Origin of the sequence: Levilactobacillus sp. FUA 3915 (assembly GCF_044053135.1) — a bacterium.
Classification (GTDB): domain Bacteria; phylum Bacillota; class Bacilli; order Lactobacillales; family Lactobacillaceae; genus Levilactobacillus; species Levilactobacillus lanxiensis.
Map to the genome: position 1 here is coordinate 933704 of NZ_CP168704.1, position 13229 is coordinate 946932.

The 13229-nt window shown below is 51.5% G+C and carries 13 protein-coding genes; 3 read left to right on the plus strand and 10 right to left on the minus strand.

Annotated features, from left to right (window positions below; genetic code table 11):
* Window positions 1–245 precede the first annotated feature (245 nt).
* The 3 genes from ACEPST_RS04550 to ACEPST_RS04560 form a co-directional block, all read right to left on the minus strand.
* On the minus strand, window positions 246–980 hold the full coding sequence (locus ACEPST_RS04550; protein ID WP_204120465.1) for a hypothetical protein: 735 nt from the start codon (window positions 978–980) through the stop codon (window positions 246–248).
* 318 nt (window positions 981–1298) lie between these two features.
* Window positions 1299–1550, minus strand: coding sequence for a hypothetical protein (locus ACEPST_RS04555; protein ID WP_204120466.1), 252 nt, complete (start codon window positions 1548–1550; stop codon window positions 1299–1301).
* A gap of 181 nt (window positions 1551–1731) precedes the next feature.
* Window positions 1732–2265 carry a PadR family transcriptional regulator gene (locus ACEPST_RS04560; RefSeq protein ID WP_204120680.1) on the minus strand — a complete coding sequence of 178 codons (534 nt, stop codon included), beginning with the start codon at window positions 2263–2265 and terminating at the stop codon, window positions 1732–1734.
* Window positions 2266–2462: 197 nt separating this feature from the next.
* Between ACEPST_RS04560 and ACEPST_RS04565 the strand changes: the two genes are divergently transcribed.
* Window positions 2463–2999, plus strand: coding sequence for a phenolic acid decarboxylase (locus ACEPST_RS04565; RefSeq protein WP_203637720.1), 537 nt, complete (start codon window positions 2463–2465; stop codon window positions 2997–2999).
* 57 nt (window positions 3000–3056) lie between these two features.
* On the opposite strand, the gene ACEPST_RS04570 is transcribed toward ACEPST_RS04565, so the two are convergent.
* Both ACEPST_RS04570 and ACEPST_RS04575 read right to left on the minus strand, forming a co-directional pair.
* Window positions 3057–3647 (minus strand): Fic/DOC family protein, encoded by a 591-nt coding sequence (locus ACEPST_RS04570; RefSeq protein ID WP_204120467.1) that lies wholly within the window; start codon window positions 3645–3647, stop codon window positions 3057–3059.
* Window positions 3644–4141: a helix-turn-helix domain-containing protein gene (locus ACEPST_RS04575; protein WP_395390539.1), complete on the minus strand. Its 498-nt coding sequence runs from the start codon at window positions 4139–4141 to the stop codon at window positions 3644–3646. Before ACEPST_RS04575 ends, ACEPST_RS04570 begins: the two co-directional genes overlap by 4 nt.
* A 70-nt stretch (window positions 4142–4211) precedes the next feature.
* Here ACEPST_RS04575 and ACEPST_RS04580 point away from each other — a divergent pair, with 70 nt between their 5' ends.
* A complete protein-coding gene (locus ACEPST_RS04580; protein ID WP_204120469.1) occupies window positions 4212–4676 on the plus strand; it encodes an NUDIX hydrolase in 465 nt (154 codons plus the stop codon).
* A 504-nt stretch (window positions 4677–5180) separates the two neighbouring features.
* Here ACEPST_RS04580 and ACEPST_RS04585 read toward each other — a convergent pair.
* The 5 genes from ACEPST_RS04585 to ACEPST_RS04605 all read right to left on the minus strand — a co-directional run bounded on the left by ACEPST_RS04585 (window position 5181) and on the right by ACEPST_RS04605 (window position 11397).
* Window positions 5181–5360 carry a hypothetical protein gene (locus ACEPST_RS04585; RefSeq protein WP_204120470.1) on the minus strand — a complete coding sequence of 60 codons (180 nt, stop codon included), beginning with the start codon at window positions 5358–5360 and terminating at the stop codon, window positions 5181–5183.
* A 501-nt stretch (window positions 5361–5861) separates the two neighbouring features.
* Complete coding sequence (locus ACEPST_RS04590) at window positions 5862–7190, minus strand: dihydrolipoyl dehydrogenase family protein (protein WP_204120471.1); 1329 nt, start codon at window positions 7188–7190, stop codon at window positions 5862–5864.
* Window positions 7191–7202: 12 nt separating this feature from the next.
* Window positions 7203–8417 (minus strand): cupin domain-containing protein, encoded by a 1215-nt coding sequence (locus ACEPST_RS04595; RefSeq protein WP_204120472.1) that lies wholly within the window; start codon window positions 8415–8417, stop codon window positions 7203–7205.
* Window positions 8418–8948: 531 nt separating this feature from the next.
* Window positions 8949–10745 carry a translation elongation factor 4 gene (gene lepA / locus ACEPST_RS04600; protein WP_204120473.1) on the minus strand — a complete coding sequence of 599 codons (1797 nt, stop codon included), beginning with the start codon at window positions 10743–10745 and terminating at the stop codon, window positions 8949–8951.
* The gene (locus ACEPST_RS04605) at window positions 10723–11397 is read right to left on the minus strand and encodes a TetR/AcrR family transcriptional regulator (protein WP_204120474.1); all 675 of its coding nucleotides are present in this window, start codon (window positions 11395–11397) and stop codon (window positions 10723–10725) included. The genes lepA and ACEPST_RS04605 overlap by 23 nt, the downstream gene beginning before the upstream one ends.
* Before the next feature lie 685 nt (window positions 11398–12082).
* On the opposite strand from ACEPST_RS04605, the gene ACEPST_RS04610 reads away from it, so the two are divergent.
* Window positions 12083–13213, plus strand: a complete 1131-nt coding sequence (locus ACEPST_RS04610) for a TcaA second domain-containing protein (protein WP_204120475.1) — start codon at window positions 12083–12085, stop codon at window positions 13211–13213.
* Window positions 13214–13229: the final 16 nt, after the last annotated feature.

Sequence of the window (13229 nt, forward strand, 5' to 3'; positions counted from 1 at the left end):
TTCATAACTAATTGGGACACCAATGACGACTAGTTGCAGTAACAACGGCACTTAAGGCCTTGCCGACTCATGGATTGGTTAGCTGTATTGTGGCACCACAATACAGCCTCAAATTTTAATTAATCCCACTAACCGGTTCAATCATTCTTGACTCAATCTGAACACGCTGTCTAATCTCACAAAAATACAGCACGCCAACTATGGCCATGCTGTATTTAAAGCCGTTTGAAATTAGACACATCCTGTCACTTGCCGCTCTGATTATCTAGGTTTTCAACAGCAGATGAAACATTATCAATCAGACTGATAGCCACATCAGATAATCCCGCATCACTACGGTCCTTAAGCACATCATCTAGATCATTGTAATCATTAAGAATCTGCGCTTTGTAACTCCCATAGCGGCCCTTAAAAAGCTTATACGTTTTAATAATCCCCTGAATGTCAGTTGAATTATCATAGTCCGCTCCTAGTTCCATCTGAAAAGTCACGTTAGATAGGTCTCGACCACTCGCCCCATCATGGTAGGCTACCTTATAGTTCATATGCGCAAACAAGCCCAAAGCCCGATCCTGTACATCCGGGGACATCCCCTGAACGATACGTTTCATGGCCACGATATCTTTCTTTTGTCGGTTGTAAGTCCGTTGTTTGGTCAGATTGCCGTGCCAGACCCAGCCCTTAACCTTGCCAGACTTATTTTTAACGTAGTAGTAAGTCACCTTTTTACCATTGCTCTTGCGGATCTTAGCTGACTTGTACGTGTAAAAGTTAACTTTGGCGTACTTGCTGGCCTTGTGTGTCCGCTTGGTCAGCTTCGTGTTCCGATAGAAATAGCCGTTGCTGATCTTATAGGCCGCCTTCTTCATTTTCTTAGTCTGTAAAACCTTGGTTGCGGCTTGTGCCGGGGTCGTGACTTCAGCCGTTACACCCAACGTTGTCACGGCTAACACCGCTGCCAAAACTATTCTGAACTTCATATGTATCCTCCCGTGAAAAGCCAATTTTGACCTTTCAATTGATTTGAACTGTCCCTTTTGTAAACAATCCACCACTAAGTATAGCCATCCCTCGTGGCCGATAAAATTTCGCGCGACTTGCTGGTCTGCTTGCAGAATTAGATCTGAAAAGGTCATTGGCTCCGAGAAAATTTTAGGCCAAAATAAAAACACAGCAAGCTACCACTGTGCCATACTTCCATCCTTAGTTACTGATGATAGCATTTTTTAAGAAAGCTACTTCCTTGCCAGAATGGGGCTCTGCATCAACGACGACAACATCAGCACACTTGGGCATTCTCATTCAACGCACTCCTTACCAACTGGCTTAGCAGGTCCCAGTTCTGGATCATTCCGTAAGTCCGCTTGATAAGCATATTCTTGCCAATCAGGTGTCGCAAAAATGTTTTGCCGCTTGATTGGCTGGTAAAGAATCCCACCATCTGGTAATTTTTTCACCTGATACTGGGTTCCTACATCCACATCTAAATCATTAGGGACCGTCAAAACACGGCTATTTCCAGACTTTCGCAAAGTTACAATCTTAGCCATACCCCTCAACTCCCTTGTTTTGATTTGGTGTAGCACGAAGCGCTCGTGTATACAGATGTATGACATTTATTTGCTATATCAGGAAGTATACTTCCATTTCTACTCAGATTCAGCATTTTTGGAAGTATGCTTCCATTTTTACCTATTTTTCTGATTTCTGGAAGTTTCGCGTACCAAATCCTTAACGCAAAAACTTCTCCAACCAGTCCACATAGTACTGCTCCCGACCAATCGCGTGGTCCAAAATCAGGTAATGCCCATAGGCCTGATCAATCGCCGCCTGGTCCGGAAAGACCGTCTTGCGGCGTTGCTTGAGGTGGGCCAACTGGGCGCGGTGGAGGGCCGCCTGTTCCTGCAGCATGGGCTGAAGCCGCGGGTCGGCCGCCGTTTTAATAAAGTACAGTTTTAAAATAAATTCGTCCTTGGTCGCCGACAATTCTGGCGACGGTTCGCTCACCCAGGCCACCAATTTCGCATGGCCGGCCGGCGTCAACGAATACTGCTTCTTCGCCAGCTTCTCGCCCGTCACCGTATCCTCGTGGGTGATGTCGCCGCTCGTTTCCATTCGCTTGAGCATGGGGTAGATCTGGCTATGTTGCGCCTGCCAGAACTCCCCGATCTCATTTTCAAACGCCTTCGCCAGGTCGTAGCCGGTCTGGGGGCGCTGATTCAGTAGGCCTAAGATGATGTATTGTAGCCGATTTCGCTGACCGATAATCATCAGCCTCCTTCCATTTTACGAGAATTTTTCTCGTCACAAACGCGTTGCGCTGTCTCAATTGAACCAGTTCCCCGGAAAAACATCAAGGAAAATCGTTGACAAGTCCCGCGGAAGTGACTATGATAATCAAGTAAATAAAAACATGTAATTAATTACATGTTTTTCCTGCAGAATAGAAGGAGATTTTTAACATGACTAAAACATTCAAAACCCTCGATGACTTCCTGGGAACGCACTTTATCTACACTTATGACAACGGCTGGGAATACGAATGGTACGCGAAGAACGACCACACCGTTGACTACCGAATCCACGGTGGCATGGTCGCTGGTCGTTGGGTCACGGATCAAGAAGCCAACATCGTCATGCTGACGGAAGGCATCTACAAGGTTGCCTGGACGGAACCAACCGGGACCGACGTGGCTCTGGACTTCCTGCCTAACGAAAACAAGGTCAACGGGACCATCTTCTTCCCTAAGTGGGTTCAAGAACATCCTGAAATCACCGTCACTTACCAAAACGAACACATTGACGTGATGGAAGCTGCCCGCGAAAAGTACGCCACCTACCCTAAGATGGTCGTCCCAGAATTTGCGACGATCACTTACATCGGCGACGCTGGTCAAAACAACGAAGACGTCATCAGCGAAGCCCCTTACCAAGGCCTGCCTGACGACATCCGTGCTGGCAAGTACTTCGACGCCAACTACCAACGGGTAAATAAGTAAACGTAATCGCAAAAATGGCTTCACCCAGCTCACTTTGAGCTGACGTGAAGCCATTTTTCATTCCAAAATTTTTAGAAAGACCGCCGCCATCAACGCCGGCTCATCCTGAATACTAGCGGTCATATAGGCTTCCTGCTGTTCCTGAGTGAAGTCGAGACGAAAGCCCTTCTGCCAGGCCAACACCTCCGTGAAGACCCGCAACGTCCGGCCATTCCCCTCGCGAAACGGGTGAAACATGTTGATTTCCGTCACCAAATTCCCCAGGGCCGTGGCCACCACCTGCTTGTCCGCCGGTAGCGTCGCAAAATCCGTGAGCTGTCGCTGAATATCCCACTCGGCATTGCCAAACAACATGACGGGGTGAAAGTGGGTGACAACGCCATCGGCCGTCTTGTTGAAATCCACTTCGCGGTAGTGACCCGCCCAGTCGTAGATATCGCCTAGCAGCGCGGCGTTGACGCGTTTTAGTTCGGTGACGTCCTTGCCGGTTAGGTGGTAGTCCCCAACATAATAGTTATTTTGACGAATCAACTGCTGAGCTTGCTTACTCACATTGTATTCTACTACGTGCAGTTCTTCCTCATCAGTAATGCCTAACTTATTACGTAAAGTCCCGTTTGGTTGTAGGTAGTCCGCCCAAGTCTTCACTTATTTGGTACCGCGTTTCTTGCGCGTACTCGTTTCAAAATCTCTTCCGCACTTAAGGGTCCCTTGGTATAAAACTCTTGGGACATCTTGATATCGTCTACCGTTGGTTCAAAACCCTCATACATGTTGTTAATGATTGCATTCAACGAAGAACGATACTCCTCTTCATTTCGAAACGGAACGCCCATAATGGTGAAAGCTTGATCATCGTGTGCCAAGTACATAATTGCCTCATCCTCCTCTATACTAATTAACTCCGTAAAAACTGCGTCATTGTTCGCCAAAAGTTGAATTAATTTAACTGCGGGACCACTGGGCGCATAATCTGCCTGTTCCCAGTGCTGGACAGTTCTAACGGAGACGTTGAGCAACGACGCCAACCGCCGTTGACTGATGCCGTAGTGCTGGCGGATGAATTTAATGTTCTGTGCAGTTCGACTCATCGCAATCACCTCAAACGTATTATACCCTTCAAGGGTAGTTATTGCGTTCAAAGTGCCTCCTGCATCCCCAACTTTTGCGGTATACTGAGGACAAAACTCAGAGAAAGTAGGTCAACAACTAATGGCAAACTATATCAAAGAAGTTCGGGATTTAGTGGGACACAAGCCCTTAATTTTAAACGCAGCGGCGGGTATCGTGGCCAACGACCAGCATGAAGTACTGCTCAACCTGCGGACCGACACCCACAACTGGAGCCTACCCGGCGGTTACCTGGAATACGGTGAAACCTACGACGACGCCATGATTCGTGAGTACAAGGAAGACGCCGGCCTCGATGTTGAAATCGTTAAGCCTCTGGGACTCTTCGATCAGGGCTTCACCAAATACCCCAACGGCGACGTGACTCAGGTTATTTCCCGGCTGTACCTGGTGAAACCCGTTGGCGGACATACCCTGGAAACGGCCACGGACGAGACGCTGGATTTGAAATACTTTCCGTTGGACCAGTTACCGCCGCTGTTGAACCAGCAGACGGCCGACATGCTCGCCGCCACCAAAACTTACTTTGACGGGTTGGCGCGGTAGTCGCCTTACCGGGCGGTGAAAATAGGCCGGAACGCGGTGCTGTTCGTTCCCGACGGCGAGCTCAAAGTGCCCTGCTGTGGGGTCGGTTCCAGCCTGAGAGGCGGGCTTCCACCTCAACTTTGAGCCAAGAACCGGTCTCAAAGGTTGTCCCATGCTCTAAACTGAGAAAACCACTCAGTCAAGACCATCGACACAGCTGGTCGCTTTGGCCCGCCTCTGGTCACTGACATCCACCAGCGTAGCTTATTTTCACCGCCCTCACGGCTGACACTGCGTAAACCCATCAAAACGTTTCCCTTTAATTTAAATATGACAGCTGGTTACTTTCTTTCCCGCCAGTGCGTTCAAGATGCCCTGCTGTGGGGCCGATTCCAACCTGAGAAACTGGCTTCCACCTCTGGTCGCTGACATTGGACCGCCCATTTTCACTGCCTTAAAGACGACCACCGCACCAATCACTCTCGTAATGGGCACTTTTTCACAATAGCCTCAAACTATTTAAACCTAGTCCTCCTCAACCTCACGCCAGAAACTCAGAACCACTAAGAAGCCACCGGTCCCTAGCCCAACCGCGCGTGAAAATGAATCATCGACTGGCCACAAATAAAACTCAACACCCAAACAAATGAGACCTAACCAAAACACTAACGTCCGATAAAAATGCCGGTTAAATTGTGTTTTCATGCGACCATCCCCCTGTTTCGCAAATTCTAAAGCCAATTTTAGTGGACTTAGAATACGCCAACGCTAGGTAAAAATAGGTGGATTCACCCCAATTTGTTTGGTGACCGCTATAACCTCTAACAACACCAAAAGGCCCGAGACAACAACCGTCTCGGGCCTTTTAACTATCATTCTCATATTCACTTAAAACCGACCACCGTTGCTTACTTGTGGCACTGGACTAAACCAGCGTCGACACAGGATTGGTAAAAATGGGCCACACTGGTGGATCTCAGTGACCAGAGGTGGGCCAAAGTGACCAGCTGTGTCGATGGCCTTAGTAGCGTGGTTTTCGCTACTTAGCCCATGGGACAACCTTTGAGACCGTTCTTTGGCTCAAAGTTGAGGTGGAAGCCCGCCCCTCAGGCTGGAACCGGCCCCACAGCAGGGCCGCTTTGAGCCCACCGTCGGGAACGAACAGCCCCATGTCTGGCCCGGTTTTCACCAGTCCGGAGACCCTCGTTAAGTCCAGATGCCGTATAAATCAGCGGCAGCGGATGGATAAGCAAAGAACGTGTCATGCAGCGCTTCTGGTGTCACGTGCTGTTGGATCAAGAGGGCCAACTGGTTAATCACTGTGTCGGCTTGGAGGCTAATGGCTTCCGCCCCAACTACTTCACCACTCTGACGATTAATCACCAACAGTAATTTCGCATCGGTATCATAGTTCCGTTGATACGTTAACCACTGACTCAAGTCAACGGTCTTCAGGGTATAGTGCGCGGGATCTTGGCGCGCAGCCGCAACGCTGGCACCGACCTGCGCTAACCGGGGGAGACTGAAGACGGCACTGGCTTGAAGCGGATAGGTAATCGGAAAAGCTTGGGGCGCACTCAGCGCGTCGCCCACATATTTGCCTTGATAAATGGCATAGTTTGCCAAATTAGGCGTTCCGGTGACGGCACAATCCCCCACCGCATAAATATGGGGATTGCTGGTCTGCAGGTACTCATTGACGCGAATGCCGTGGGGGGTTACGGCCACCCCAGCAGCTTTCAAATTCAAGTCCTCGACGTTAGCCAGTCGGCCTAAAGCCGCGTAAACCACGTCGGTAGACCAGTGAGCACCCTGCTGCGTTGTCACCTCGAGTCCCGTCGGCGTCTGGGCCAACCGGGAAATTTCATCATCAAAAATCATGTGCACGTTGTGTTTGGCCAGGCTAGCCAATAGCGTTTGGACAAGTTGGCCATCAAAGCCGCGGAGCGCCACATGGTTGTGTTGGATCAGCGTTACGGTGGCGCCCGCCTCACTTGCGATACCGGCAATCGCAAAAGCAATCACGCCGGCACCCAGGATTGTGATGCGTTGTGGCAGTTGGTGACTCCGGAAAAAGCTGCCAGAGTGTTGAATCAACTGGCCGCCAGGAATGGCGACTTCGCGGGGACGTGCCCCGGTCGCAATCACAAAATTTTTCGCTGTTAGTCGTTCACCATTGACGCGCACCTGCTGGTCATTCACAAATTCAGCATGGCCCTCAAAGGTGGTGACGCCATTGGTTTGGAAACGTTGTTTGAACCGTTCCTGCGTTTGTCCCACGACGGCATCCCGGTGAGCGGCTAGTCGTGACCAGTCCACTGGTGGCACCGGGCCATTCTGTTGGGCAAACGCGCGGTGGGCTTCGACGCCCGCTAATAGGACCTTCTTCGGGGTACTGCCCCGCGTCACGGTGGTGCCACCCCAATCACGCTGCTCAATAACCGCAACGGATTGACCGTGGGTGACGGCCCGCATGGCGGAACCGGCACCGCCGACACCTCCACCGATAACGATGGTCTCAAATGTTTGCGTCATGAAATATCACTTCTATTCGCTGAAGACGTCGGCAGCGCTACTGGTATCTGGCGCGCTCTTGGGGTGTTGCACCTCACGGCCGGCGGCATCCTTGTACCAAACGACCGCAGCCTCTTCACTTGGGAAACCTTCAACCGTTGAAACGGGCAGATTCAGGTGATCGGCAACCATTTGCGATGGTGACGTTGCTAACCACTTGTTCAGGGAAACGTCGGAGTAAACCGGGTTCTTGAACAATTCGATAAAGATCAGCGGTTCCGTCCCAATGTTTTGAATGTAGTGACCGGCTTCCTTAGGAATGACGCCCACGTCACCGGCGTTAAAGTTAAACGTCCGGGCCAACGTGTTGGAGTTAAAGACGCCCACCTTGGCTTGACCTTGAATGTAGTAATCCCATTCCTCAGACTTAGGGTGCCAGTGCATTTCCCGCATCCCACCAGGTTGCACTTCAACAATGGCCGCAGAAATCGTCTTGGCGGCTGGGAAGACAGATTGGTCAATAATCCAGACCTTGCCGGCTTCAAATTCCTTGGCGGGAACGTCCTTCATGTGCAGCGTCAGTGGCGTCTGCATTGGTGTCCCAGGCTTCTTCACCGTGTCGATAGGACCGGGAACGTTGCCATTAAAGATGTATTTTTCATGGCTTGGGAGTGGCTTCAACGTGTCTTCGTCGACCTTAAAGTTAGCCGCAATCACGTCCTTAGGCGTGTGTGCCAGCCAATCGGTCAGGAGGAAGGTGTTGTTTTCAGAAAAGTCGGGTTCACTGAAGACTAACAGGAACTCACAACCTTGGTCCAGCGCTTGAATGGAGTGCGGAATCCCAGCTTCGAAGTCCCACAGGTCACCGGCTTCAATGTCATCAATGAAGCTTTCGCCCTTTTCATTCAAGGCCGTGACCCGAGCGTTTCCGCGTAACATCATGGCCCATTCGGCTTCCTTGTGCCAGTGCATTTCCCGGTAAGAACCAGGCTTCAAGCACATGTCAACACCCGCTAAATCGTGAGAAGCGGGCAGTTCACGGTTCGTGACCTCACGCGTCCAGCCGCCTGATTCCAACCGCATATGCACGTCGGAAAAGCTAAAACGGAGGTTCGCAACCGTCCCGTGGTCAGTGGTTGGTGGCACCAATAAGTCCGGGTTTTGTAAATCGCGTTGATAGTTCCGGGGGCCCTGGTCGATCCAGCCAGTATGGTCTTCATTACGAATTGGTTCTTGTTTATCAGTCATTCGAAAATCCCCTTTACCTATAAGATAATTTTAGTATAAGTCACTTGTGACCGTTAATCAATCATATAGACAACTTTATATATTACAGATTACATTAAGAAACCGTAAACGTGTTGTAAATAAAGAAAACAATCGTTATTGTGCCACGTATAACGTTTTATGTAACGCTTTTGCTAAACAAAAATCAGCCATCGACTAAATGACTGGTTTTAGATAAATATTCGCTTATTTGATTACAAGACAATAGAAAAGTTAAGCATTAGCCACACAGCTAATTCAGCAGCCACCGTACACCAGAAAGGCCGGCGCACTCAACTTAGAAAAGTTGACCGTGTCAGTGACCAGAGGCGGATCAAGGTGACCAGCTGTGTCGATGGTCTTAGCAGAGCGATTTTTCTCTGCTTAGCCCATGGGACAACCTTTGCGACCGCTTTTCAGGCGCAAAGTTGAGGTGGAAGCCCGCCTCTCAGGCTGGAACCGGCCCCACAGCAGGGCACCTTGAATCCGCCGCCGGGAACGGCAATCGGAATCCTATTTTTCTAAGTCGAGGACGGCGTTGAATACTTCCTGGGGCAGCTCGATATCGCTGTGCGCCGACTGTCGCTTATTCATGCTCTGCCGCCGCAACAACGCCTGCTTCTTAGACGTGCTGCGCTTCTCGCCGTTAGCCGCGGCATTCTTTCGCAGCGGTGGCACGTCAACCCGAGCTAGGGCCTTGCCTTCAACCACCGATTGGACCGGCATGGGGTTCAGTTTACGCGGAATCACGAACTTTAATTTGTGAACCAACTCTTGGGCCATCAGCGGTGCGTCCTCGCGGTGAACCACGAAGGATAGCGCATCGACTCGGGCGTAGTTCACGTGGACCTCCACCTTGACCACGTCGGCAATGTCATAGCCCGCCAGCTCGGTCGTCAGCGTGGCGTACCCGTGCGAAACTGACTTCAGCGCGTTGAAAAAGTCGTAGGCAATTTCAGCAAACGGCAATTGGTATTCGAGGACGACCAAGTCCCCTTGGTTACGCATATCCTGGAGCTCACCTTTGTGCTGAGTGGCCAGCTTCATCACGTCGCTCAGGCTCTCGCTGGTCGTGGTGATGGTCGCCGTGGCTAAGGGTTCCTCGACGTAATCGATTTTGCTATAGTCGGGGAACTTGATGGGATTATCGACAATCAATGGTTCTTCAACATTTTTCACGTGCACGCGGTAGGTCACGTTGGGCGCCGTAGTCAGCACGTCCAGGCCGTACTCGTCATGTAGGCGTTCGCGGATGATTTGTAAATGGAAGATGCCCAGGAACCCACACCGAAAGCCGGCTCCCAAGGCGTCGGAGCTTTCTGGGCGATAGTGGAACGACGCATCGTTGAGTGCCAGCTTTTCCACGGCCAATTGTAAATCGTGGTAGTGATCACCCTGGGGATAAAATCCGGCGAAGACCATCGACTGTGAGGGTTGATACCCGGGAAGCGCCGTGTCTGTGGGGTTGGCCACACTGGTCAACGTATCCCCGACACGCAGGGCTTGCGGATCCTTCAACCCAGTCACCACGTAGCCCACATCGCCGGCCACCAACTGCTTGGCAGCGACCCGTTGTGGCGTGAAAATGCCAATTTCGTTGGCGGTCACCGGTTGGTCGGTGGCCATTAATTTCAGCTTATCGTTCGGCTTCAGCTGCCCATCCATCAACCGGACGTAGGCGATGATTCCCTTGAAGGCATCGTATTGGGAGTCGAAGACCAGCGCCTTGAGCGGTTGCTTCACCGATCCCGTGGGCGCCGGAATCGTGGTGTGAATGGCTTCCAGCACATCGTGGACATTCAGGCCGGTCTTGGCAGAAATCTTAAGCATGGTGACGTCGGCAAAATCTGGGGACAAAGACCGGATCTGTTCGGCAGTCCGCTCAACGTCGGCCGCAGCGGCGTCAATCTTGTTGATAACGGGAATCACGGTCAGGTGGTTGTCCTGGGCCAAACGCAAGTTAGCAACGGTCTGGGCCTGGACCCCCTGGGTGGCGTCGACCAGCAAGAGCGCGCCATCACTAGCGGCGAGGCTCTTGGATACCTCATAGGTGAAGTCGACGTGCCCCGGGGTATCGATAAAGTTATATTCATACTCCTGGCCATCATCGGCGGTGTAGTAGTTCCGGACCGTCCGGGATTTGACGGTGACGCCGTGAGCCTGTTCCACGGCCAAATCATCCAATAATTGGGCTTGGCTTTCGCGGTCGGAAACGGTTTGGGTCTGTTCCATGATGCGGTCGGCCAGCGTGGATTTTCCGTGGTCGATATGGGCGATAATCGCAAAATTACGAACGTTTTGAATTTGCATGCAGTTCCTCCTCAAGGATGCCGTCGAGGTAGTAGCCAAATGTTTGGCACGCCTCGGTTTCTAAATCAATCTGAAAAATTGGGAAATCGGTCGCGAGGCTGGTGTGGTTGAAGCGTTCTAGTCCGGCCAGGTTCATTAATCCGCTAATAATGGCGCTCTGACTCACAAAGAGGTGACTCGCGGTCGCCACGCTGAGGCCGGGCACCTTGGCCGCCACCGTCTGGCCTAACGCCAGATTGGCTGCGTACAAGTCTTGGCGTCCTTGCTGGGTCTGTTCACGGTCGGCGTGACCTTCCAGGACAGGCCCCCGCAAGGCATTCAGCCGGACTAGGGTCGCGTGGTCGCTGATCAACGTCCGCGTCTCTGCCAGCAAACGCGTCTTTAACTGTGTGGGCGTCAAGGCTGGGCCCTTCCCCAGATCGGCAGTCAGCGTCGTGAAGTAGCGCTGGTACCCCGCCAGAAGGAGCGTCATGAAAAGACTCTCCTTGGTCGGGTAGTAATTGAACAGCGTCCCCTTGGCCACACCCGCCTGACGGGCAATCTGCGCCATCGAGATATCGGTGAACGCCTGCTGCTCAAACAATTGCCAGGCCACCTGCGCAATCCGCTGGGCCTTGGCCTGCTTGGCGGTTGGGGATAAAGTATTACTCACTGGCTGACCTCCTTCTAAAATTGACCATCAGTCATTTTTGCAATTCTCTAACCATATACTGTCGAATAGCTTTGTGTCAACTAATTTGTTAAAACTATCCTTTCACTGAACAAGGATTGGCGTATAATAATAAACGTAGCAAAAACTTAATAAATTAGTCCGGTGTTGGGTAGTTAATGTTTAAGTAACTGCCTGTTCAGGTCATACATAATCTCATCCGCTTAGTGTTCATTGTTGCAAAAACCAGTGTCGTTAGTCAATAAACGACAGTATAGTGTTAACCGGGACGCCAGCCTTCTCACTTGATAACGATTGACTTCTGTTCATCAGGTAACTAGTGGAAATACTGACGCACAGGCGAGTGACCAGAGGTGGGCCAAAATGACCAGCTGTGTCGGTGGTCTTAACTGAGTGTTTTTCTCAGTTTAGAGCACGGGACGACCTGAGAGACTGGTGACTTTCCAGGCTTTCAGGCGAGGTGACGGACCGCCTCTCAGGCCGGCACCGTTCCCCACAGCAGGGCATTTTGAGCCCACCGCCGGGAACGGACTCGATGCTCATATTTACACCAAGCGGTAACAAACGTCAATTGATCTCAACGGCTGAGCCAACGCGCAAGCTTTCACTGTACGCGGGCTACGGCCTTTTTTCGTCCCTAATAGCCAAAATCTGAGGAGTGAACCCTATGAAAACTTGTCCCAACTGTCACCAACAGGTGGCGCCCGATAGTATTTTCTGCGAGCACTGTGGTTTCGACCTGCGCACCGCAGCTGCCACGACCCCAACCAAGGCCCACCGGTCACGCCGCCGCAACAAGGCCACTAAGCCCGGTAAAAAGAAGTCTAAGTGGTTCAGCCGCGGAATATGGGCCATTCTCGCCGTCGCGGTCATCGTGGTGATTGTCCTGGCTGGCTCTTTCTACAATAAGCAGGCCGGCAAGGAAAAACAGATTGCCACCATCACCGATTACATCACCGATAACCAGAGTGACGATTTCGCCAAAAAATTGGTTAGCGACAATCCCAATTTAAAAATCGACGGTGATACGGTCCAGCCACTGTTCACCTACGCCCGGAAACACCCGAATTACGTGGCCAACATGAAGGCTGACCTGCAAAAGAACGGCGAGACCCGTGACCACACGTTTACGTTAGAAACCGCCGGCCACAGTTTCCTAGTTTTCCCGATTTATAAGCTGCGGGTCACCACCATGCATCCCGTGCTGACGACCAACGTCGCCAACGCTACCTTGATGGCCAACAACCAGGCCCTGGTCACCTCGAAGAATAACCATTACACCTACAAGGCGGGGCCCCTGTTCCCCGGCCGCTACACGTTCAAGCTGTCCGGGAGCCAATCCAAGGCCAGTGTGACCGCCGACCTGGTCGCCAGCAACGCCGTCAGCAAGCACGTTGACCTGATCGCCCAGGCCGCCAAGAAAGGCCATGACGTGACGAACAACAACGAAGATGAAGCCACCGTTTCTGACGCGACTGGCGGTAAGGTCGAGGACAACACCACCAGTGACGACAGCGATTACGATGATGATGACGACACGGATTCCGATAGCAGCTACGAGGACCTCTCCACTGACGGCCAAGCTGCCGTCGACGCCATTTATTATGCCGATTACATCGACGACGAAAATGATTACACCTACACGGAATCCATGCCACACGACCACGTCACCGAGGTCAAGTTGTATGACGACGACGGTGATCACGACGGCACGTACCGTTATGATGACATCCACGATATTTTAGCTGAATATAATTCGTCGACCGGTAAATTTGAGACCGTTGACACCGACGACTAACGAAAGGACCATTCCT

Excerpts from the sequence above, each read along its gene's own strand:
- ACEPST_RS04565 (WP_203637720.1), top strand. The coding sequence starts at position 2,463 with ATGACTAAAACATTCAAAACCCTCGATGACTTCCTGGGAACGCACTTT.
- ACEPST_RS04595 (WP_204120472.1), bottom strand. The coding sequence starts at position 8,417 with ATGACTGATAAACAAGAACCAATTCGTAATGAAGACCATACTGGCTGG.
- ACEPST_RS04580 (WP_204120469.1), top strand. The coding sequence starts at position 4,212 with ATGGCAAACTATATCAAAGAAGTTCGGGATTTAGTGGGACACAAGCCC.
- ACEPST_RS04585 (WP_204120470.1), bottom strand. The coding sequence starts at position 5,360 with ATGAAAACACAATTTAACCGGCATTTTTATCGGACGTTAGTGTTTTGG.
- ACEPST_RS04555 (WP_204120466.1), bottom strand. The coding sequence starts at position 1,550 with ATGGCTAAGATTGTAACTTTGCGAAAGTCTGGAAATAGCCGTGTTTTG.
- lepA (WP_204120473.1), bottom strand. The coding sequence starts at position 10,745 with ATGCAAATTCAAAACGTTCGTAATTTTGCGATTATCGCCCATATCGAC.
- ACEPST_RS04610 (WP_204120475.1), top strand. The coding sequence starts at position 12,083 with ATGAAAACTTGTCCCAACTGTCACCAACAGGTGGCGCCCGATAGTATT.
- ACEPST_RS04550 (WP_204120465.1), bottom strand. The coding sequence starts at position 980 with ATGAAGTTCAGAATAGTTTTGGCAGCGGTGTTAGCCGTGACAACGTTG.
- ACEPST_RS04590 (WP_204120471.1), bottom strand. The coding sequence starts at position 7,190 with ATGACGCAAACATTTGAGACCATCGTTATCGGTGGAGGTGTCGGCGGT.